Annotated in this window: 18 protein-coding genes and 2 pseudogenes; 15 read left to right on the top strand and 5 right to left on the bottom strand. The window is 68.3% G+C overall.

Translation table 11 applies throughout. The annotated features are described in order from the left end of the window. Positions 1 to 281 precede the first annotated feature (281 nt). Positions 282 to 1,283 (top strand): MFS transporter, encoded by a 1,002-nt coding sequence (locus ACP4J3_RS16965; protein WP_426535094.1) that lies wholly within the window; start codon positions 282 to 284, stop codon positions 1,281 to 1,283. 63 nt (positions 1,284 to 1,346) lie between these two features. Here the strand turns inward: ACP4J3_RS16965 and ACP4J3_RS16960 are convergent, their stop codons facing one another. Together ACP4J3_RS16960 and ACP4J3_RS16955 are read right to left on the bottom strand one after the other, a co-directional pair. Next, positions 1,347 to 2,174 carry a thioesterase II family protein gene (locus ACP4J3_RS16960; RefSeq protein WP_426535092.1) on the bottom strand — a complete coding sequence of 276 codons (828 nt, stop codon included), beginning with the start codon at positions 2,172 to 2,174 and terminating at the stop codon, positions 1,347 to 1,349. Continuing rightward, on the bottom strand, positions 2,171 to 2,860 hold the full coding sequence (locus tag ACP4J3_RS16955; RefSeq protein ID WP_426535090.1) for a FadR/GntR family transcriptional regulator: 690 nt from the start codon (positions 2,858 to 2,860) through the stop codon (positions 2,171 to 2,173). The genes ACP4J3_RS16960 and ACP4J3_RS16955 overlap by 4 nt, the downstream gene beginning before the upstream one ends. A 188-nt stretch (positions 2,861 to 3,048) precedes the next feature. Here ACP4J3_RS16955 and leuA point away from each other — a divergent pair, with 188 nt between their 5' ends. Together leuA and ACP4J3_RS16945 are read left to right on the top strand one after the other, a co-directional pair. Continuing rightward, the gene (leuA, locus tag ACP4J3_RS16950; RefSeq protein WP_426535088.1) at positions 3,049 to 4,848 is read left to right on the top strand and encodes a 2-isopropylmalate synthase; all 1,800 of its coding nucleotides are present in this window, start codon (positions 3,049 to 3,051) and stop codon (positions 4,846 to 4,848) included. 20 nt (positions 4,849 to 4,868) lie between these two features. Beyond that, on the top strand, positions 4,869 to 5,654 hold the full coding sequence (locus ACP4J3_RS16945; RefSeq protein ID WP_426535086.1) for an ABC transporter ATP-binding protein: 786 nt from the start codon (positions 4,869 to 4,871) through the stop codon (positions 5,652 to 5,654). Between the two features lie 54 nt (positions 5,655 to 5,708). On the opposite strand, the gene ACP4J3_RS16940 is transcribed toward ACP4J3_RS16945, so the two are convergent. Next, entirely contained in the window at positions 5,709 to 6,113 is a 405-nt protein-coding gene (locus tag ACP4J3_RS16940) for a hypothetical protein (protein WP_426535084.1), read from the bottom strand. Here ACP4J3_RS16940 and ACP4J3_RS16935 point away from each other — a divergent pair. Continuing rightward, entirely contained in the window at positions 6,057 to 6,998 is a 942-nt protein-coding gene (locus ACP4J3_RS16935; RefSeq protein ID WP_426535082.1) for an NAD(P)/FAD-dependent oxidoreductase, read from the top strand. The genes ACP4J3_RS16940 and ACP4J3_RS16935 overlap by 57 nt on opposite strands. A 1-nt stretch (position 6,999) precedes the next feature. Continuing rightward, a pseudogene (locus ACP4J3_RS16930) lies at positions 7,000 to 7,926 on the top strand (2-hydroxy-3-oxopropionate reductase); the annotation flags it as partial. Positions 7,927 to 9,270: 1,344 nt separating this feature from the next. Here ACP4J3_RS16930 and ACP4J3_RS16925 read toward each other — a convergent pair. Next, a complete protein-coding gene (locus tag ACP4J3_RS16925; protein WP_426535080.1) occupies positions 9,271 to 10,848 on the bottom strand; it encodes a site-specific integrase in 1,578 nt (525 codons plus the stop codon). Positions 10,849 to 10,887: 39 nt separating this feature from the next. Beyond that, positions 10,888 to 11,910 (bottom strand): helix-turn-helix domain-containing protein, encoded by a 1,023-nt coding sequence (locus ACP4J3_RS16920; protein WP_426535078.1) that lies wholly within the window; start codon positions 11,908 to 11,910, stop codon positions 10,888 to 10,890. A 196-nt stretch (positions 11,911 to 12,106) separates the two neighbouring features. Here ACP4J3_RS16920 and ACP4J3_RS16915 point away from each other — a divergent pair. The 10 genes and pseudogenes from ACP4J3_RS16915 to ACP4J3_RS16870 all read left to right on the top strand — a co-directional run. Continuing rightward, positions 12,107 to 12,331, top strand: a pseudogene (locus ACP4J3_RS16915) (hypothetical protein); the annotation flags it as partial. A gap of 134 nt (positions 12,332 to 12,465) precedes the next feature. Further along, positions 12,466 to 12,984, top strand: a complete 519-nt coding sequence (locus tag ACP4J3_RS16910; RefSeq protein WP_426535076.1) for a hypothetical protein — start codon at positions 12,466 to 12,468, stop codon at positions 12,982 to 12,984. Further along, positions 12,981 to 13,373 (top strand): hypothetical protein, encoded by a 393-nt coding sequence (locus tag ACP4J3_RS16905; RefSeq protein WP_426535074.1) that lies wholly within the window; start codon positions 12,981 to 12,983, stop codon positions 13,371 to 13,373. Before ACP4J3_RS16910 ends, ACP4J3_RS16905 begins: the two co-directional genes overlap by 4 nt. Further along, positions 13,370 to 13,606, top strand: a complete 237-nt coding sequence (locus ACP4J3_RS16900) for a hypothetical protein (protein ID WP_426535072.1) — start codon at positions 13,370 to 13,372, stop codon at positions 13,604 to 13,606. Before ACP4J3_RS16905 ends, ACP4J3_RS16900 begins: the two co-directional genes overlap by 4 nt. Beyond that, the gene (locus ACP4J3_RS16895; protein ID WP_426535070.1) at positions 13,603 to 16,260 is read left to right on the top strand and encodes a bifunctional DNA primase/polymerase; all 2,658 of its coding nucleotides are present in this window, start codon (positions 13,603 to 13,605) and stop codon (positions 16,258 to 16,260) included. Before ACP4J3_RS16900 ends, ACP4J3_RS16895 begins: the two co-directional genes overlap by 4 nt. A 367-nt stretch (positions 16,261 to 16,627) precedes the next feature. Continuing rightward, entirely contained in the window at positions 16,628 to 18,244 is a 1,617-nt protein-coding gene (locus ACP4J3_RS16890) for a DEAD/DEAH box helicase (protein WP_426535068.1), read from the top strand. Positions 18,245 to 18,307: 63 nt separating this feature from the next. After that, positions 18,308 to 18,823, top strand: a complete 516-nt coding sequence (locus ACP4J3_RS16885) for a single-stranded DNA-binding protein (RefSeq protein ID WP_426535066.1) — start codon at positions 18,308 to 18,310, stop codon at positions 18,821 to 18,823. Positions 18,824 to 18,838: 15 nt separating this feature from the next. Beyond that, the gene (locus ACP4J3_RS16880) at positions 18,839 to 19,144 is read left to right on the top strand and encodes a hypothetical protein (protein WP_426535064.1); all 306 of its coding nucleotides are present in this window, start codon (positions 18,839 to 18,841) and stop codon (positions 19,142 to 19,144) included. Beyond that, a complete protein-coding gene (locus tag ACP4J3_RS16875; RefSeq protein ID WP_426535062.1) occupies positions 19,141 to 19,764 on the top strand; it encodes a hypothetical protein in 624 nt (207 codons plus the stop codon). The genes ACP4J3_RS16880 and ACP4J3_RS16875 overlap by 4 nt, the downstream gene beginning before the upstream one ends. A 71-nt stretch (positions 19,765 to 19,835) precedes the next feature. Continuing rightward, positions 19,836 to 20,045, top strand: coding sequence for a hypothetical protein (locus ACP4J3_RS16870; RefSeq protein WP_426535060.1), 210 nt, complete (start codon positions 19,836 to 19,838; stop codon positions 20,043 to 20,045). Positions 20,046 to 20,140 lie beyond the last annotated feature (95 nt).

Raw genomic sequence — 20,140 nt, 5'->3', positions numbered from 1 at the left:
TGAGGAGCCGGGTGGATCCCGGCTGATGCGACGCGTCGCCGTGGCGAGCTTCATCGGCACCGCCATCGAGTTCTACGACTTCTATATCTACGGCACCGCCGCCGCGCTCGTCATCGACGAGGCCTTCTTCCCCAACCTCTCCCGGTTCAACGGGGTACTAGCCGCCTTCTCCACGTACGCCGTGGCCTTCGTGGCCCGGCCCCTGGGTTCGGTCCTGTTCGGCCATTTCGGAGACAGGGTGGGCCGCAAGGCCGTCCTCGTGACCTCTCTGCTGCTCATGGGTGTCGACGGCGGCGGTCGGTTTTCTGCCGACGTACGGCACGTGGGGAGCCTGGGCTCCGGCGCTGCTGGTGCTGCTGCGCTTCCTGCAGGGCATCGGCCTCGGCGGGGAGTGGGGCGGCGCGGCCCTGCTGGCGGTGGAGCACGCACCGTCCGGCCGCAGAGGGCGGTACGCGGCCTACCCGCAGCTCGGACCGTCCGTCGGCTTCTTCGGTGCGACCGGTGTCTTTCTCGTGCTGTCCACCGCGGTGAGTGACAACGCCTTCCAGGGCTGGGCATGGCGGGTTCCGTTCCTGTTGTCCCTCGTCCTGGTTGCCGTGGGCCTGTTCGTCCGGCTTCAGATCAGCGAGACCCCGGCCTTCCGGAAGGTCATAGTGGACAAGCGGGCCAGTCGGGCCCCGTTCGCCGACGTCGTACGCCGCTGTCCCCGGGAGCTGCTGCTCGGCTCCGGCGCCATGATCGTGGCGTACGGCTTGTTCTACACGGCCACCACGTACTGCCTGTCGTACGGAACCAAGACGCTCGGTGTCGGCCGTACCACCATGTTGCTGGCCTCCATGGCCGCCGTTGTCTTCCTCGCTGCCGGAACATGGGTCGCTGCGACGAGGTCCGACCGGCTTGGCCGACGGCGCATGGCGCTGTCCGGCACGATCGCGGCAATTGTGTGGGGCCTGCTGCTCTTCCCGCTCCTGGACACTGCCTATCTGCCGCTGATCGTTCTCGGCCTCGGCGGCACTCTGCTGCTCATGGGTGTGATCTACGGGCCCATGGGGGCGTTCCTGCCGGAGTTGTTCCCGGCGGAACTGCGTTACTCCGGAGCCGGTCTCGCGTACAGCCTCGGCGGCGTGGCGGGAGGAGCCGTCGCGCCGCTGGTGGCGACACGCCTACAGGCCGAGTTCGGATCGGCGTCGGTCGGCTGGTACGTGAGCTTCATGGCCGTGCTGTCGCTCGTCTGCTTGCTGCGACTGCCGGAAACCCGCGACCGCGAGCTGGTGGAAGGCTGAGCCCAACCGTTTCGGATCGAGAATCAGTTGGCGGGAGCCCCGACGATGGGCTCCCGCCAACTGTCAGATCCCGGAGGCGTGAACTCCCAGCGCATCCCGATCAGTTGTCATGATGCGACGCAGGATGTCCACCACCTCGTCGATGTGCTGGTTCGTGAAGAAGTGGCCCCCTGGAAGCACATGAACTCGCAAGCTCGAGGACGTGTGCTGCTCCCATGCCTGTACGTCGGGGGCGTTGGTGAGGGGATCCGTGGCCCCCATGAGGGCGATGACGGGACAGTTGACCGCCGAGCCGGCTTCGGGGCGGTAGCGGCGGTGCGCCATCAGGTCACTGCGTATGACAGGCAGGAACATTCGGCGCAGCACCGGATGGTCCAGAAGGTCGGCGTCGGCGCCTCCCAGTGATTTGATCAGCTCGATCAGCGGCTCGTCGCTGTCCTCTGAATCATCGCTGACAGAGTCCAGGGCAGACAGCTCGAGGCGAGATGGGGCAGGATGCCCGGAGGCCACGAGAACGATGTGCCGCTGGTCCGGCGTGCGCCGGACGACCTCGTAGGCCACAGCCGCCCCCAGGCTGTGGCCGAAGAAGATCACCGGCGCGTTCTCGCGTGCCGCAGGGAGCGCTTCGGCCACCTGATCCGCCAGGACGTGGACATCGGTGAAGAGCGGCTCTCCCCCGCGTTCCGCGCGTCCCGGGTACTGGACGCAGGCCGTCCGTGCCATACCGGCCACCTGCGCCGCGAGATGCTGGTAGGAGCCTGCGGAACCGCCGGAGTGCGGGAAGAAGAGGACCGTCCAGGGTGTGGCGGGCGTTGTAGCGACGGGGAAGCGCCGTATCCACAGTTCGACATCGAGCATGGCTGCCAGTCTCTGAGAAGACGACAAGGTCATAGGGAGCGGAGCAGGGCGAGCGTCTGCGTGAGTTCGTCCCGCAGCGCGCGTCCGGCCGCCTCCGCGTCTGACCGCACGACGGCGTTCACCAGTACGGCGTGCCCTTCGTCGCCGTGGTTCGGGTTGTCGGAGCGCAGGTTGAGCAGCTCGACCAGATCGAGCAGCCGCTGTTTCAGCACCGGTACGAACTCGGTGAACAAGCCGGTGAGTACCGGGTTGTGCGCCGCGGCGACCACGGCCTCGTGCAGGGCGATGTCGGCCTCGACGAACTCTGCGTTGCCGGCGTTCGCGGCGTCACGGCGCCTGGCCAGGGCCCCATGGAGGGCGGCGATGTCGTCGTCGGTTCGGCGCTGCGCGGCCAACTGCGCGGCCTCGACTTCGACGAGCATGCGGACCTCGTAGACGTCGGTGATGGCCGCTTGGCGGAGCTGGGTGGACCAGTCCTCCTTGGGTTTGGTCGCAATGACGAAGACGCCGGACCCTTGGCGTGCCTGCACGAGCCCGGCGCCGGCCAGTGCGCGCAGGGCCTCACGGACGGTCGAGCGCCCCACACCGAGGGACTTGGCCAGAGCGGTCTCGCCGGGGAGCTTCATCCCCACGGCCCACTCACCGCCGGTGATCTGCTCACGCAGGCGCACAGTGGCCTGCTCGACCAAGGGGGACGGCCGCAAGGCACCTAGTGACATGTGACGTTCACCTTCCCACACCTCTCGGGTTGTCTGAGGAGCTGAGTTGTCGTTACTGTACCCCGCATGCTGCTGCACGAGCTTCTTCTCCTCGGCTGCCGCTGCGGGGCCTGACACGACCGGCACCCCGCAGCGGAGTATCGGGCTGCGCCGGTCACCGGATGGCCGACTGAAAGAAGTTCTGCACGATGGCTTCCCCCTTCCAGAGCACGGTGTTTCCCACCCTGCGCACTCCCTCCGGCGACATCCCGGCGGATGCGCCGCGCTGGAACCCTCAGCGCCCGAGCGCGATGCCGCATCACCGCTACCGGTCGGCGCACGAGCGGGTCCCCCTTCCCCTGACCGACCGCACCTGGCCCTCGCGCCGGATCGAGCAGGCCCCCCTGTGGGTGCCGGTCGACCTGCGCGACGGCAACCAGGCGCTGGCCGAGCCGATGGACACCGAGCGCAAGCGCCGGATGTTCGACCTCCTGGTCGCCATGGGCTTCAAGGAGATCGAGGTAGGTTACCCCTCCGCCAGCGAGACCGACTTCGACTTCGTGCGCCACCTGGCCGAGAGCGGCGCCGTCCCTGACGACGTGACCATCTCCGTGTTCACCGCCGCCCGACGGGACCTGATCGACCGGACCATCGCCTCCGTCGAGGGGCTTCCACGAACCCTCGTGCACCTCTACACCGCGACCGCGCCCACGTGGCGGGACGTGGTCCTGGGCCGCTCCCGTGCCGAGGTCCACGAGCTGATCCGAGACGCCGCCACCTACCTGATGCGCCGTGCCGAAGACCGGTCGGGTGCCGACATCCGGTTCGAGTTCTCCCCGGAGGTCTTCAACCTGACGGAGCCGGAATTCGTCCTGGAGGTGTGCAACGGCCTGACCGATCTGTGGGAGGCGAGCCCCGACCGGCCGGTCATCCACAATCTGCCGGCCACGGTGGAGATCGCCACTCCCAACGTGTACGCGGACCAGATCGAGTACATGGACCGCCACCTGGCGCGCCGCGAGTCCGTGATCCTGTCGGTCCACCCGCACAACGACCGTGGCACCGGCGTCGCCTGCGCCGAACTCGCCGTCCTGGCAGGGGCGCAGCGCGTGGAGGGCTGCCTGTTCGGCAACGGGGAGCGCACCGGGAACGTCGACCTGGTGACCCTGGCCCTGAACCTGTACGCGCAGGGCGTGAACCCGATGATCGACTTCTCCGACATCGACGCGGTACGCGAGGTGGTGGAGTACTGCAACCGGCTGCCGGTCCACCCCCGCCACCCCTACGGCGGCGACCTCGTGCACACGGCCTTTTCCGGCACCCATCAGGACGCCATCGCCAAGGGCATGGCCCACCACGCCAAGCAGGCCGCCGAGAAGGGCGTCCCCCTCGAAGAGGCTCCGTGGGCGGTGCCGTATCTGCCCATCGACCCGGGCGACATCGGCCGCACGTACGAGGAAGTCATCCGCATCAATTCCCAGTCCGGCAAGGGAGGCATTGCCCACCTCCTCCACACCCACCACGGCCTGGACCTCCCCCAGGCCATGCGCCCCGACTTCTCCCGTGCGGTGCAGCAGGTCACCGACGCCACCGGGCGGGAGCTGTCCCACAAGGAGCTGTGGGAGCTGTTCCGCACCACCTACATCACCCCCGCACTGGACGGCCCACTCACCCTGGCCTCCTGGAACACCACGGAACCCGCCCCCGGCGAACACCGGTTCACCTGCAAGCTGCACACCGACGGGCAGGAGCGCTCCTGCCAAGGCATCGGCAACGGACCGCTGTCCGCCCTCGCCGACGCCCTCCGTACCATCGGCATCACCGTCGACATCCTCAGCTACACCGAGCACTCCACCACCACCGGGCCGGGCAGCCCTGCCGTCGCCTACGCCGAGTGCCGCGTCAACGGCGTCGCTTGCTGGGGCGCGGGCTGGGACACATCTGTCCTGACCGCCTCGGTCCACGCGGTCGTGGCCGCCGTCAACCGCTCCGGGCGGACCTCCTCGTGAACGCAACCCCGGTACTCCGCGTGAAAGACGTGGATGTCGTCCGCGACGGCAACCCCATCCTGCGCGAGGTGTCGCTGACCGTACACGCCGGCGAGCACTGGGCGCTGCTCGGGGCCAACGGGGCGGGCAAGAGCACCCTGCTCAGTCTTCTCGGAGCACTCGCACACCCCACCCGGGGCACGGTCGAGGTGCTGGGCCACCAGCTGGGGCGGGTCGACATGCGGCAGTTGCGCTCCTACGTCGGTCATGTCAACCCGCGGCACGATCTGCGCTCCCCCCTGAAGGTCCAGGACGTCGTGCTGACCGGACTGACCAACACCATCGAGCGCGTTCCCCGATGGGAGCCCACGCCCGAGCAGGTCGCCATGGCCGGCCGTCTCATCGGCCTACTCGGCCTCAACGATCGTCTCGAGGCACGGTGGTCGACCCTGTCCCAGGGAGAACGGGGCCGTGCACTGATCGCCCGGGCGCTGATGCCCAGTCCGCGGCTGCTACTGCTCGACGAGCCCGCGACCGGTCTGGACGTCGCCGGCCGAGAGCAGCTCATCGAGCGGATCGACACGCTGCAGCACACCTACTCGGATCTCGCGTCCGTCCTGGTCACCCACCATCTGGAGGAACTTCCTCCTGGGACGACCCACGTGATGCTGCTGCGTGACGGTCGCTGTCTGGCCTCCGGTCCTGTCGACGAGGTCCTGACCAGCGACCAGGTCAGCAAGTGCTTCGACCATCCCATTCGCCTCACCCGCGTGGACGGACGTTGGAGCGTGCGGGCCAGCCGCCCGGTCGGACCACGAGTCGGCTGAGGTGGTGGTCGCGGTGGTGCGCCCCCACCGGCACGCACCACCGCGACCAGTCCCTCAGGCCAGCGACTTCTCGGCCTTCTCGACGGCGCCCTGGACCTGGTCCCAGTCCCCGCCGAAGTGATCCGCCAGGGCGTGCAGCCACCGTTCGATGCCGAAGCCGACGCAGCTGGTGGAAACCGGGCCGCCACTGGACAGCGAGATGGCGCACCGCTCGCCGAAGAAGGTGTGGTGGGTGTTCACGGAGGCGATCGCGATGCCCTTGTAGACGTACTCGTGCTTGACCGGGACGATCTGCTGGAAGGTGGCGCGCTCTCCGGACTGGTCGTAGAAGGGGTCGGAGGCCGCGCGGCGTGCCAGCGGCAGACCGATCTCGCCGGACAGAGCGTCCAGGAAGCGCGCCGAGTGATCGAGGTGGGCCGTGACCTGTTCCGGTGTTCCCAGCGCCACGACCTCGCGCATCCGGAACGCCTTGAGGCGACGGAGTCCGTCGGTTCCCGGCCGCGATCTGACCGGCTGCTGCGTGTACCGCACTTCGACGACCTCGATGCCCTACGCGCTGCCGCGCGTCCCGGGCGTCCAGGCGTCGTCATCGGAGGCGGACTTCTCGGCCTGGAGGCGGCGAACGCCCTGCGTCTTCTTGGCATGCGCCCCCACATCGTGGAAACCGGCCCTCACTTGATGCCGACGCAGCTGGATGCGGGCGCCGCGCGCGTGCTACTTCGCCATGTCACGGGGCTTGGCCTGCGTGTGCACTGCGGCACGGCCACGGCTTCGATCGGCGCCGGGACCGACGGCGAGGTGCGTGCTGTCACACTCTCGGACGGGACGATTCTGGAGGCCGACGTGGTGGTCTTCGCCGCAGGCATCCGACCACGGGACGAGCTGGCCGACGCCATGAACCTTGAGTGCGGAGAGCGCGGTGGCATCGTCGTCGACGATCTCTGCCGCACCGCTGATGAGCGGGTATGGGCCATCGGTGAATGCGCTGCCGTGAACGGACGCTGTTACGGCCTGGTCGCTCCCGGATACCGCATGGCCGACAGTGTGGCACGCCAGCTGATGGGGCATACCCCCGAGCCGTTCGACGGCACCGACGCCTCGACCACCCTGAAGCTTCTCGGCGTGAAGATCGCCACCTTCGGCGCTACCCGTCCCGACGACGGCCACGCGATCGAAGCTGTCTTCGCCGAAGGATCCGACCGCTACGCCAAGATCCTTCTGAGTCAGCACGGCGGTCACCTGCTGGGAGGAATCCTCGCAGGCGACACCGGCCACTGGACGACATTCCGCTCACTGGTCGGCCGCCGACCACCCGCAGACCTGGAGCAACTGCTCCTGCCCTGAATCCTCCCCTCCATCGCCACCGCAAAGGAACTTCGCGTTGAAGACGATCGGTTTCCTCGGCCTCGGCACCATGGGCAGCCCGATGGCTGTCAACCTGCGCAAAGCCGGATACACCGTGTACGGCTGGAACCGCAGCGACGGCAAGACCGGGCCTCTACTTGCAGCAGGCGGACGAGCCGCTGCCTCGATACGCGCAGCGGTCCGCGACGCCGAAGTGGTGATCACCATGCTTCCGGACGCACCCCAGGTCGAGGAGGTCGCCTACGGCCCTGCGGGAATTCTGGCCAACGCCCGGACAGGGTCGCTGCTCATCGACATGTCCACCATCGCTCCGCAGAGTTCGATCGAACTTGCCCGCAACGCCGGCGCACACGGAATCCGCGTCCTGGACGCTCCGGTCGCCGGCGGTGAGGCCGGTGCCATCGAAGGCATCCTGTCGATCATGGTCGGCGGTGAAGCCGACGACTTCGAGGAGGCAAGGCCCGTCTTCGAAGCCCTCGGCAAGACCATCACGCACTGCGATACCCATGGTCTCGGCCAGACGGTGAAAGCCGCCAACCAGTTGGTTCTCGCGATCAACACTCAGGCGTGCGCGGAAGCCGTGGTCTTCCTCGAAAAGTCAGGCGTGGATCTCGAAGCCGCCCTCGACGTACTGAGCAGCGGCCTCGCCGGCTCGAACGTCCTCACCCGCAAGAAGACCAACTTCCTGAATCGCGACTACACGTCCAGCTTCAGGATGGGCCTTCACCACAAAGACATGGGCATCGTCACCGACACCGCACGGGCCATCGGCGCCGCCATCCCCCTCGGCAGCGTCGCCGCGCAGCTCGTGGCGTCCGCCGTGGCCCGTGGAGACGCAGGGCTCGACCACTCCGCCCTGCTCCACGGCGTCGAGCTCCTCAGCGGATACGGCCGACCACAGGAGTAGCGACCTGCCGCCCCGGCTCGTCCACGGATCACTGCCCTGGCCCCGGCCGTCAGCTCTACAGGGGCCAGGGAAGCCGAGCACTGGCTGGCCCGGCGCGCGGACTTGCTGCGTGGCCGACATCCGGCCATTGACAGGCCCCTCGCTCCAGGTACCGCTCACTCGACGTCGAAGCCCTGACCATCCTCCACTTGGCGGATCGCCTTCGACACCCTGCGGGTGACCTCCTGGACATGCCAGGCAGTTCCCGCAAGACACCGCGGTCCCCGCTCCTGAGGCGGTGGCCGTGAAGCAGCCATAGACCGCCTCATCCGCCCGAGGACACCGACACGAGTTCATGACCGGTGTGGCGCGCTTGGCACTCGTCGCTGCGCAGGTCAGGCCCTGTCTCGCAGGACGACCTTGACCGGTACGCCGTAGGAAAGGCCATGCGCGGATCCGTCTACCGGCGCTGCGGCTGTCGCGGCCCCGGCACGAAGAAGCAGCTGGGCGCGGCTTGTCCCAAGCTCAAGCAGCGCAAGCACGGCGTCTGGTACTTGCGCCAGGAGCTGCCCCGGCACCGCGGACGGCGAACGCCGCGGCCAAGGGCAGTGGCGAAACAGACGTGCGCCGAGCAACGGACTTTCCGGGGCGCATTTCATCCCGGTATCAACTAGGTCGAGAATCGAACATAACGTAAAGTAGCGCGAAAGTCTGCAGGCCAGGCCCATGCCGACCACCAGTGACGCCTGACGGTCAGCCACGTACGCTTCGGACTCACATTCCGCGATCCGAGCAGCTTCGACCTCGCGGCGAAGCCTCCCGATCTCACAAAAGACCAGGTCAGACCCCATACGGTCGAGAACCGACACTGATCGAGCTCACTCGGGCAAAGTCCGCTGCTCAGCGGTCTCGCAGGTAAATTCGCAGGCCCGGCAGAATGAACGTTTCCGCAGGTCAGATGGCATTTCTTACCTGCGCCTGGTGGGGCGGGTGGGACTCGAACCCACGGCCGACGGATTATGAGTCTCCGGCAGTATGCATACGCTTGATTCCGCCTTGTGTTGCTCTCTATCGGGGCAGTTCGGATCGTGCAGGTCGAGGCCAGGATCCGACTCACCATCGACGCTCCGCCATGCCGCCTTCTATCGCCTTCTGTCGGGTACTTCCGGGGCGTTCGGTTGAGCACTGGCTGAGCAGAAAGGCCCCTGACCCGCAGGTCAGAGGCCTTGTCTCGTCCCTCAACGGTACGCCTTCACCGCCCCGTTGTCAGCGCCCGGCCGTACCGTAGGAGGCGTCCACATCCGCGTTGCTGGCTGCACGCTGCTGCTCGGACACGGAGGCCGGACCCGTCGACTCGGGCCGGCCTCATTCCGTCGGAGCGGGCTTCTTCAGCTTCCTGGCCCGCGGCACGATCGCCGCCGCCTTCTCGGCGATCTCCAAGTCGACTTCCTTCAGCAGACTCGTATAGGTGTTGCTCGTCAGCCGGATGTCGTCGTGCCGCAGCGTCTCCTTGATCGCATGCAGGTCTCCCCCGCCCGCATGGATCAGCGTCGCCGCACAGTGCCTGAGGTCCCGCAGGTTGATCGGGGGCAGTTCCGCCGCCCGGCAGATCCGGCGGAACTCGTCCGACACCTTCTCCGGGTGCAGCCACTTGCCGTCGGTGTCGACGAACACCTTGCCCATGTCGGCCCAGTCCGCGACGTCCTTGCCCTTGGCCCGTTCCTCCTGCGCGTGTCGGTTCCAGGCCTCCCGCTCCTCCGCCTGCCGCACCTTGTGCGCCCGCAGCACGGCCACGTTGAGGCTGTCGAGGGCGATGGTGGCAGCGCTGCTGTCCGTCTTCGGGACGCCCTCCTCCGGCGTCCACTGGCGGACGACGATGGACTTGGCGATCGTGATGGAGTGCCCATCGAGGTCGACCTCCCGCCAGTCCTGGCCGACGGCCTCACCGCGACGCAGGCCCCGGAAGGCGATCAGGTGGAAGAGGGCGTAGAGGCGGTTCTCCTCGGCCTCGTCGAGGAACGCGCCGATCTGCGCGGGCGTCCACACCATCACGGCTGACGGCTTCTCCCCCGTCTTCCGCCAGTGCTCGACATGCTGTGCGGTCCATAGCACAGCCTTGGGCCGCTTACCGGAGTCCAGTTCCACCCAGGACGCCGGGTTGAAGGTGATCAGCTGCCTGCGTATCGCCGCGTTGAGGGCCGAGCGGAGCGTCGCCCGTATCCGCTGCTTCGTCGCCGGGCCGGTGATGAGCCGGTACGGGGGCATCGCGGCGAGCTTCTCCCGCTCCACCGCCAGGCGCGCGGACTCGGCGGCCGGAGGCCGGGAGTTCTTGCCCCACTTGGCACGCGCCTCCTGCTCGCGGCGGGCGGCGTTCTCGGCGGCGATCGTCTCGTTGTCGTCGTCGATCCGGTCGAAGAACTCCTGGACGTGGGCGACGTTCAGCTTGTCGAGCCGCAGGTGGCCGAGGCCTGGCTTCAGGTGCACGCGGATGTGGGACTTGTAGCCGTCGGTGGTGGTGCCTTTGGTCTTCTTCGAGGCGACCCAGGTGTCGAGCCACTCAGCGACGGTCATCCGGCCGTCCAACGGCACGCCGACGCCCAACTTCCTGCTCACTTCGGTCGGCTCGGGGATGGGGTCACGCGTCTTCTGAAGCTCGGCGAGGAGGTCGCCGACCCGGCGTAGGCCGTCCTCGTCGTCGCCCGCCAGGTCGAGGATGGCGCGGATGCGGTCGAGGTCTTTCTGCGCTTCCTTGACGTCGGTGTAGCCGGTGCGCTGGAAGCGCCGGCGGCCGCCTTCGGCGTCCTCGGGCAGTTCCTGGCTGACGCGCGGCTTGCCGTGTGAGCGCTTCGACAGCTGCGGGCACTTCGACCCGAGCCGCTTCGCGTCGGGGCCGCGGCACTCACACCTCTTGCTGATGCCGCCGGCGCGGCGAGAAACTGGCATCAGAGACTCCTTTCGCCTCTACGCGACACATCTCACTACTCATCCGGCATCGGACTCCGATTCTCTCTCAGTCTCTTCTTTGAACTTCTCAATAAAGCTCTTCTTCAGGTCTCTCATAACCTCATCGGCAAGCCTGGAAAACTCTTCTGCACTTACCGTGTAAACAACCTTCTGCTCGGGCGTCTCTACCGATAGGCGACGCACCGTTTCCTTAGGACGTGGAGACGCCGGGACTGTCGGAAGGGTCTTCCTCTCATTCTCCTCGGATTCCCCAGCCCTGGCCCCGGATTCCGTGACGAAGGCAATATCATTTGGAAGAGCGGGCGGACGCAGGCCGCGCTCGCGCATGGCGTTACGGAAACTCGCGAGCCTCTCCCTGGCATCCGCAAGAGCCGCAGAACTTTCATGTGCCCGCGCCTCGGCTGCATCGAGCATCCTGGCCCTATGTCGAATCTCTTTATGCAGACGGTCTAGCGCGTTCCGTTCCTCCGCGAGGCGGGCCAATTCTTCAGAATCGACACCCTCAACCCTCGATGCCGAATCATATTTAGCGCTCGCAATATGGAATCGGGCTTCTACTTCATCAAGCGAAACTCGCCCCTCAGCAAGATGATGCCTATCGCGAATTACCCTCTCGAAAGAGATTTCCCTTTCACGCATTGCGGCACGCACGAGTGTGACAATATCGTCATGCTCGCGAACAAGACCGAGAGGAGAGTCAATCACCGCCCGCGATTCATCTTGGCTGAATGACACAATTCCCGCCAGCCAGTCCAAGCCGACAGTCGGCTCCTGCCATGCACCCGGCAGCACTTCGAACTCGTCCACATAACCGACAGGGAAAATCAGGACGCCCGGTGGCACACCCAATGCGCGGGCCAGAATGAGCACCTCAGCGACAGTCACGTTCTGTCGCTTTCCGTTCTCCAAGTTGGAGAGGACGACCCTCGGGATCGGCGCCCCGAGGTCTGCACAGCGGTCCGAGAGTTGCTGCGCACTCAGCCCTTGCTCCTGTCGATGACGTCGGATCTCGCCAGCGATGGACCTGCTGATCGCCGACATCCAGTCCCGTTGCTCCATAACCATCCAACATACGGAGCCACTTGAACTGTGTCGACCCGTGCCGTAGAGTCCCGGCCAATCGAACCGATGCGGTGCAATCAATGGCACCCACTGCACTGAAACGGTACAGCCTGACATTGATCGGCATCCGATGACATGAGCGCTGGTCAGTGGGTGTACCGCGAGAGACGGAGTCATGACCGCAACACCAATCGAGACTGCCGCGAGGCGCGGCATGCAGTACGAGGACGTCGTGGCCTTGCCGGTCGCGTTCGACCTCGAAACCGCGAACCGAGCCCTCGGCATCGGCCGGACCAAGGGCTTCGAGCTCGCCAAGCGCGGCGAGTACCCGGTCCCCGTCCGGAGGGACGGCCGCACCTACCGGGTCAACCGCGCGGACCTCCTCCGCGAACTCGGCATCGACCCCATGGGCGACGGCGCCGGGCCTGCCAGCCCGGCGCCGTCTGAGAACGCCCCTGTCACCACCAGCGATCACTAGTGAAAGAGCGGCGTCGGGGCTGCCACCCCGACGCCGCCCGGAAAGAGAACGTCCTCATGGCCATTATCACCACGGCCGGGGTGTCAACGTCGACGCCCGCCGCCCAGGACCAGCGCGACGACGCCGAGATCCTCGCCGCCATCACCCGCGAGTGCGAGCGCCACGGCCTCGCCCTCCAGACCGTCGACACCACGGACGACGGCCTCGCCGAGATGCAGGTCATCAACGGCCGCCGCACCCTCGTGGTGCCGCAGTCCGACGACCTGGCCGAGACCCTCGACGACTTCCTCCTCATCGGCCGCTGCGTCGACTGCCGCAAACCGGCGGACGACACCACGACCCCGTACTACCCCGGCTACGACCACATCGACGGCAGCCCGATCATGATCTGCCAGTCCTGCCGGGACAAACGGACCGCACGCGCCAACGCCCCGGACCGCCTGGCGGTCAGCCGGTGCTGGGACGCGATCGAGGCCGTGTTCCGGACGTCGGCGAACACCGAGATGACGCGGAAGGCGCTGCGGGAGTTCGTCGACATGACCGCCGACCAGGCGAAGCCGGGGGTGACGGCATGACGACCACCAGCACCCCGGTCCGTAAGCGGCTCACCGTCGAGCAAGCCGAACTCTCCCCCGGCATCGGAGTGATGTTCCGCGAGTTCGCGGACAGCATCCGCATGGCCTACGACCCGGCCCAGATGCCGCCCGTCGTCTACGACCGCGAGCAGGCCCGCAGCATGGCCGCCCGGCAGTTCCTCGGCATCTACGCCACGTACACCGAGGGCCCGGAGCTGGACGCCCTGCGGGAGACCTACAACAACGAGCCGGTGGGCAGCCCGCTGCGGGACGCGATCGGGCTCATGTTCGACGACATCGACCGCACCCTGGATCCGGCCGGCGTCGCCGAGCAGTACGTCGAACTCCTCGGCCAGGTCCATGCGGAGAAGGCGGGAGCGTCCTCGTGACGGACGCGACCACGACCGTGGCGGCCGGAGGCGAAACCTCCGGCCGCCCGGCCCGCACGACCGTCGAAGGCGTCCTGTTCGTCGACCTCGTCAAGATCCGCGCCCGCTACGACTGCTTCCGGCCCGGCTGCCCCCAACCCGTCGAAAGCCCAGCGCGCGGCGACGACCTCGAGGACTTCATCGGCGGCATCAAGACCGACCACCTGGCCCGTTTCCATGGGGAGCACCGTTGAACGACGCACAGCCCACCCCCGACCTCCGGGCTTCCGCCCGCGAGCTGCACGACTCCGGCCTGTGCGTCCTCCCCATCAAGGCGGACGGCAGTAAGGCGCCGGACGTCCGGTCCTGGACTCCGTACAAGGTCAACCGGAGCACCCCCGCCGATCACGACCAGTGGTTCGGCGGGGGCCGCCCCCACGGCATCGCCGTCGTCTACGGCGCCGTGTCCGGGGCCGTCGAGATGCTGGAGTTCGAGGGCCTCGCCATCCGCGAGGGCCTGCTCGACGAGGTCACCGAGATCATGCAGGCGTCCGGGCTCGGCGACGCCTGGGACGCCATCCTCAACGGCTGGGTGACCGAGTCGCCGAGCGGCGGCCGGCACTTCCGCGTCCGCCTCGACGGCGGCGCCGTCCCCCCGAACCGCAAGCTGGCCTCCCGGCCCGCCCGGGAAGACGAGTACACCCCCGAGGAACGGCAGCGCCTCGCCGAGAAGCCGAACACCAAGGTCGTCCGCGTCCTCATCGAGACGCGCGGAGAGGGGGGTTACGGCCTGGTCGAGCCGTCCGGCGGCTCGGTCCACGACACCGGGCTCCCCTACGTCCGCATCGCGGGCGGTCCCGACAGCATCCCCGTCCTCGACGCCGACACGATGGACGCCGTGCGGGACGTCTGCCGCATGGTCGACCAGATGCCCGCCCCGGAGGCGCCCAAGACCGCGCCCCGGGCCGCCCCGCCGCTCCCCGGCGGAGGCCTGCGCCCGGGCGAGGACTACAACCACCGAGCCGACTGGGCGGAGATCCTCTCCGGCATCTTCCGACCGATCATCACGCGCGGCCACACCACCTACTGGGGGTGGGCCGACGGCGCGAAGGGTGTGAAGGCGACCACCGGCCGGGACCCCGAGGCCGACCGGCTGTGGGTGTTCACAACGAGCTCCGAGTTCCAAGACGGCGTCCCGTACAGCAAGTTCGGCGCCTATGCGCACCTGCGCCACGGCGGGGACTTCAAGGCGGCCGCCGCCGACCTGCGCCGCCAGGGGTACGGCTCGGAGCCGCCCCGTCGGCGCCTGAACCTCGTCTCGTCGCAGCACTTCAGCGACGGCTCATCCGCGCTCGACCCCGATAACGCCCCGGGCGCGCAGGAGGATTCCGAGGCGGGCCCGGACCTGCGGGTCGTCGCCTCGAAGCCCGAGCTGGACGTCACCAACGAGGCCGACGCCATCGACGGCATCCTGCGCCTGATGGGACGCGGCGAACTGCCCGACCTCTACACGCGATCCGGTGGCCCCTGCTGGGTGTACCGCGACGACAACGACGACCCGGCCGTGCAGCAGCTCGGCGCCGACAACCTGCGCGCGTACCTCAACGACCACGTCACCACGTACACCGTGAAGAGGGACCAGGACGGCGTCCTCAACGAGGAACGCGAGCTGGTCATGCCGAAGACGTGCGCGACCATCCTCGGCCGGAAGGACTGGCCCCTGCCCCCGCTGCGAGGAATCGTCACGTCGCCCGTCATCCGGCCCGACGGGACCCTGCTCGACTCGGTCGGCTACGACCCGGCAACCGGCCTGTACTTGGAGCCGCGCGTGCCGCTGCGTCGCCTTCAGGCGCAGGTTACGCAGGAGAGCCTCGCCCGGGCCAAGGACATCGTCCTGGACCAGGTGCTGGCTGACTTCCCCTGGGTGGCGGCCAGCGACCGGGCGCACTATCTGGGAGCGCTGCTGACCCCGGTTCTGCGCCCGTACTTCCACGGTCCCACACCGATGATCGTGATCACGGCGACGGCCGCTGGATCCGGCAAGTCGCTGCTGAAGGACATCTTCAAGGCCGCCTATGGCATCGCGGGAACGGCGTGGCCCGAGAACGACACCGAGCTGCGCAAGAGCATCACGACGCAGCTCTACTCCACCGGAGCGCCGGTCGTCGTCCTCGACAATCTGCCGAACGGCTACGTGATCAAGTCGCCCGTCCTGTCCGCGCTGCTCACCGATGAGCACTGGGGCGACCGCATCCTGGGTGCCACCAACAAGGTCACGATGCCCAACGACCGGCTCTGGATCGTCACCGGCAACGCCCTGCGCACCGGCGGGGACAACGGGCGCCGCGCCATGTGGGTGCGGCTCGACCCCAACTGCCCGGACCCCGACCAGCGTGACGGGTTCAGGGTCGGCGACCTGCGGCCGTGGCTGCGCGCCAAGGCGTCCACCCTCGTCGCCGCGCTCGTCACCCTCGTCCGCTCGTGGTTCGCCGCCGGCGCCCCGCTCGTGCGGGTCCGTAAGGGCGACTACAGCGAGTGGGCCAGCATCATCGCGGGCGTCCTCGGCTTCCTTGGCGTCGACGGCTGGATGGCCGACCGCGACGAAGTCCGGGACCAGGACGACGAGCTGCTGGAGTGGTCGGCCTTCCTGGAGATGTGGCGCGAGAGGTTCGGCGCCCAGACCGTCCCGACTGGCACGGTCATCGCGGCCCTCCCTGAACACGTCCCGCGTCACCCGAAGACTGGCGAGCTCCCGACGCCGAACCTGCTCGGCGGGTGGCTCAAGACCCGGGCGGGCCGCTACTACGGCACCCACAAGCTGGTCCGCGTCTACGACAGCCACCGCCGCCAGAACGTGTGGCGCGTCGACGTCCACGCGGACCGCGGCACCGGGCGGCACGAGCCGTGACCGCCACCCGCACGGATGCAGGGAGCGCAGGGACCTGGCAGGGACCTGTGCGGGGACTCCCGCGGCTCCCTGCACGCCACCTGACCAGCACTGAAGCAGGGACGCAGGGAGTTGCGGGGGCCTGCCTCCACTCCTCCTATTGCACGCGCGTCCTACACGCACCGCGCATCACACATGCGATGCGCAGTCACGACAAGCCCGGCGACTCCCTCACTGCGAAGACCTGAGGCCAACTCCCTGCAGCTCCCTGCCTCCCTGCAAAACCGCAGATCAACGCCGCATCGGACAGCCGCGGGAGTCCCTGCAGATCTCCCGCCAGGTCCCTGCACTCCCTGCAAAGCCGCAGCACCCGGAATCGAGGTGACCCATGACCGCATCCTTTGCACCGCGCCCGTACCAGGCGGACGCCATCAAGGCTCTGACCGCTGGCTGGGCCGCGGGCCCGAACAACCGGCTCGCCGTCGTTCTGCCGACCGGCGCCGGGAAGACCGTCGTCTTCGCCAACCTCGTCCACCAGCTCCTCGACAGCCTCGACGGCCGCGCCCTGGTCGTCGCCCACCGCGAGGAGTTGATCGAGCAGGCCGCCGCCAAGCTCCGCGCGGTCGACCCCACCCTGCGGGTCGGCATCGTCAAGGCCGAGCGCGACGAGCACCACGACGTGGACGTCGTCGTCGCCAGCATCCAGACCTTGGCCGTCGAGAAGCGCCGTCAGGCCATCCGCGACATCGGGCTGATCATCGTGGACGAGTGCCACCACGCCGCCGCGAGGACGTACATGGAGGTACTCGACCACTTCGGCGCCTGGCGCGGCGTCCCGACGGCGGGCTTCACCGCGACGATGACCCGCACTGACGGAGGTCTCGCCGACGTCTGGCAGGACGTCGTGTTCACCCTCGACATCCTCGACATGATCACCGATGGCTACCTGTGCGACGTCCGCGGCAAGCGGATCACCGTCGACAGTCTCGACCTCGACAGCGTCCGTACCCGCAACGGTGACCTCGTCGAGGGACAGCTCGGTCAGGCCCTCGAGGACTCCGGTGCCCTGGACGCCATCGCCAAGGCCTACCGCGACCACGCACCGGACCGGCCGGGTGTCGTCTTCACACCGACCGTGGACACCGCCCAGCAGGCCGCCGAAGCGCTGTGTGCGGCCGGTATCACCGCGGCGCCCGTCTGGGGCGAGATGAGCCGCGACGACCGGCGCGCCACCCTCGCCCGTTATGAGGCCGGAGAGGTGCAGGTGCTCACCAACTGCATGGTTTTGACGGAAGGTTTCGACGCCCCGCACACCAGTTGCATCGTCATCGCCCGCCCGACCAAGAGCCCCGGCCTGTACGTGCAGATGGCCGGCCGAGGCCTGCGCCCCGCGCCAGGGAAGGCGGACGCCCTGCTGCTCGACGTCATGGGCGCCTCGACCCGCCACAAGCTCGCGTCGATGGTCGACCTGACCGCGCGAGACATCGGCCAGGCCGAGGACGGCAAGACGCTCCGGCAGGTCGCCGAGGAGGTCGAGGCCGCCGAGAAGCGCCGGATCCTGGCTGCGCGGGTCGAGGCCGAGGAGATCAACCTGTTCGGCCAGTCCGCGATCCGGTGGCTGCGCACGCCCTCGGGCATCTGGTTCATCCGTCTGACGTCCGAGATGTTCTTGTTCCTCGTCCGGGATCCAGGGACGCGCCTGTACCGGATGCGTCGCTGGATGGCCTACGAGGGCGTGCAGCCTCCCCGCGATGACGTTGCGCGGCCTCTGCCGGACGCGTTGGCGTGGCTGGAGCAGCAGGCCCGAGTCCTGGCCCCGGGCGCGTTCGTGAGCCGTCAGGCCCGGTGGCGCAACCAGGCACCGAGCGCGAAGCAGTTGGGCCTGTGCCGACGCCTCGGCGTCAAGGTGCCCAAGGGCAGCACCGCGGGGGAGGTCGCCGACCTGATCGACACGAACCGCGTCGGCTCGGTGCTCAGCTCTCTGATCCTCCCCGCCGCCGCGTAACGGGCCGGGCCTGTCCCTATCAGGCCCGGCCCCTCACCCAGCACACCACAGAAGGAGCCCTCCATGGCAGGCGAGACCGTGATCACCATCGTCGGCAACCTCGTCGACGACCCCGAACTCCGCTTCACTCCGTCCGGCGCTGCCGTCGCCAAGTTCCGCGTCGCCTCGACGCCGCGCATCTACGACAAGCAGACCAACGAGTGGAAGGACGGCGACAGCCTGTTCCTCACCTGCTCGGTGTGGCGGCAGGCCGCCGAGAACGTCGCCGAGTCCCTCGCCAAGGGCGTGCGTGTCATCGTCCAGGGCCGCCTCAAGCAGCGCTCCTACGAGGACCGGGAGGGCGTGAAGCGGACCGTGTACGAGCTGGACGTCGACGAGGTCGGGCCGAGCCTCGCCCGGGCCACGGCCAAGGTCGAGAAGAACCGGCCGAACGGCGGAAACCGTGGGGGATCGCCCACGGACGACCCGTGGTCCACCAGCACGCCCGCCAACGGCCAGCCCCAGGGCGGCGGCTGGGGCGGCAGCCAGCAGCCCGCCGCGCAGGGCCGCGGCGGTTACTCCGACGAACCCCCCTTCTAGGCCTGGGAGATCGCCATGACCGACCACGAGATCCAACTGCTCGCCCTCGGCGGCGCGCTCGGCTCATACCTCACACTGCTCGGCCACATGCTCGTCATCGCCGTCACCGAAGGCCGCCGCCTCTCGCGGAACCTCGCCCGGGCGGAACGCGCCCTCGCCAAGAACAAGGCCACCAACGACTGGCGCCAGGCCCTCGCCGGCCGCCGCGCCGAGCCGCACCCGGCCGAGTTGCTCGAAGCGTCCGTCCGCGGCTTCGAGCTGAACCTGTACGACGCCATCGACCACGTGGAGGACGCCATGCGCAAGGACGGCCTGCTGTGACCGCGTTCTGCGGCCTGTGCGAGCGCGACCTCGAGCACGGCTACCTCTGCCCCGGCTGCACGCTCGGCACTGCCAGGCGCCTCGACCGCATGCCCCGGCTGTACGAGGCCCTCGCCGCGTTCCTCCATCCGTCCGGCCGTCGCCCCGAGTTGGGCCGCTCCCGGCCCGCCGAGGCGCCCCTGCCGCTCGCCGAGCCCGCATTCAACCTGCGCGGGCCCGGCGGCATCGTCGGCGTCCTGGAGGACTGGCGGTCCGCCATGCAGGCCGACCGCGGCTGGGGCCAGCCGGCCACCGCGGGGGACGTCGAGCGACGCATCACCGTCGCCGCCCGCGCCTTGTCGATCAACTTGGAGTGGATCTCGGCGGAGTGGCCGATGGCGGGCGCGTTCGCCGAGGAGATCCGCGGCCTGGAGCGCGACGTGGCGTCGATCGTGAACCCGGCCGAGCCGACGCTGCGGCTCGGCACCTGCCCGGCGGAGTTCGAGGACGGTCAGGTGTGCGGGGCGGTGCTGCGGGTGCCGGCGGGCACAGCGGAGGTCGTCTGCCGCTGGTGCGGGTGCGAGTACCCGCCCGACACGTGGCTGGCGCTCAGGTCGCTGCAGGCCGAGAGTGCGGCGTGAACACCTTGACGGGGATAAGCACCCCTGCTTATGTTTGTGGTCAGGCAGTCGCCTCCGGTACGAGGAGGGACGTGACTACATGGAGAGCACGGCACGACGAAGCCGTCCGTAAGCAGGCAGCCGCCCTCAAGGCCTACCAAGACGCCACCGATGAACGGGCCCTCGCCCTCATTGACGGCGTCGAAGAACTCGGAAGCCAGGCCGCCGTCGCCAGAGAACTCGGCGTCAAGACTCCCAGCGTCAACCAGGCCATCCGCGCCTACCAGAAGAAGACCGAGTAGCTCCCACAACTGAAGCGGCCCAAGGCCGGCGCGCCAACGCCAGCCAAGGGCCTGACCGAAACGCCTTCCTGACTAGACCAGGAGGAGATCCGGCT

This window comes from Streptomyces sp. UG1 (assembly GCF_049974585.1).
GTDB lineage: Bacteria > Actinomycetota > Actinomycetes > Streptomycetales > Streptomycetaceae > Streptomyces.
This window is presented reverse-complemented; position numbering and strand designations above follow the sequence as displayed.

Bases quoted from the DNA above. Each gene is read 5' to 3' on its own strand.
- leuA (WP_426535088.1), top strand. From the start codon at position 3,049: ATGGCTTCCCCCTTCCAGAGCACGGTGTTTCCCACCCTGCGCACTCCC.
- ACP4J3_RS16920 (WP_426535078.1), bottom strand. From the start codon at position 11,910: ATGTCGGCGATCAGCAGGTCCATCGCTGGCGAGATCCGACGTCATCGA.
- ACP4J3_RS16955 (WP_426535090.1), bottom strand. From the start codon at position 2,860: ATGTCACTAGGTGCCTTGCGGCCGTCCCCCTTGGTCGAGCAGGCCACT.
- ACP4J3_RS16910 (WP_426535076.1), top strand. From the start codon at position 12,466: ATGGCCATTATCACCACGGCCGGGGTGTCAACGTCGACGCCCGCCGCC.
- ACP4J3_RS16885 (WP_426535066.1), top strand. From the start codon at position 18,308: ATGGCAGGCGAGACCGTGATCACCATCGTCGGCAACCTCGTCGACGAC.
- ACP4J3_RS16925 (WP_426535080.1), bottom strand. From the start codon at position 10,848: ATGCCAGTTTCTCGCCGCGCCGGCGGCATCAGCAAGAGGTGTGAGTGC.
- ACP4J3_RS16880 (WP_426535064.1), top strand. From the start codon at position 18,839: ATGACCGACCACGAGATCCAACTGCTCGCCCTCGGCGGCGCGCTCGGC.
- ACP4J3_RS16960 (WP_426535092.1), bottom strand. From the start codon at position 2,174: ATGACCTTGTCGTCTTCTCAGAGACTGGCAGCCATGCTCGATGTCGAA.
- ACP4J3_RS16905 (WP_426535074.1), top strand. From the start codon at position 12,981: ATGACGACCACCAGCACCCCGGTCCGTAAGCGGCTCACCGTCGAGCAA.
- ACP4J3_RS16940 (WP_426535084.1), bottom strand. From the start codon at position 6,113: ATGCGCGAGGTCGTGGCGCTGGGAACACCGGAACAGGTCACGGCCCAC.
- ACP4J3_RS16890 (WP_426535068.1), top strand. From the start codon at position 16,628: ATGACCGCATCCTTTGCACCGCGCCCGTACCAGGCGGACGCCATCAAG.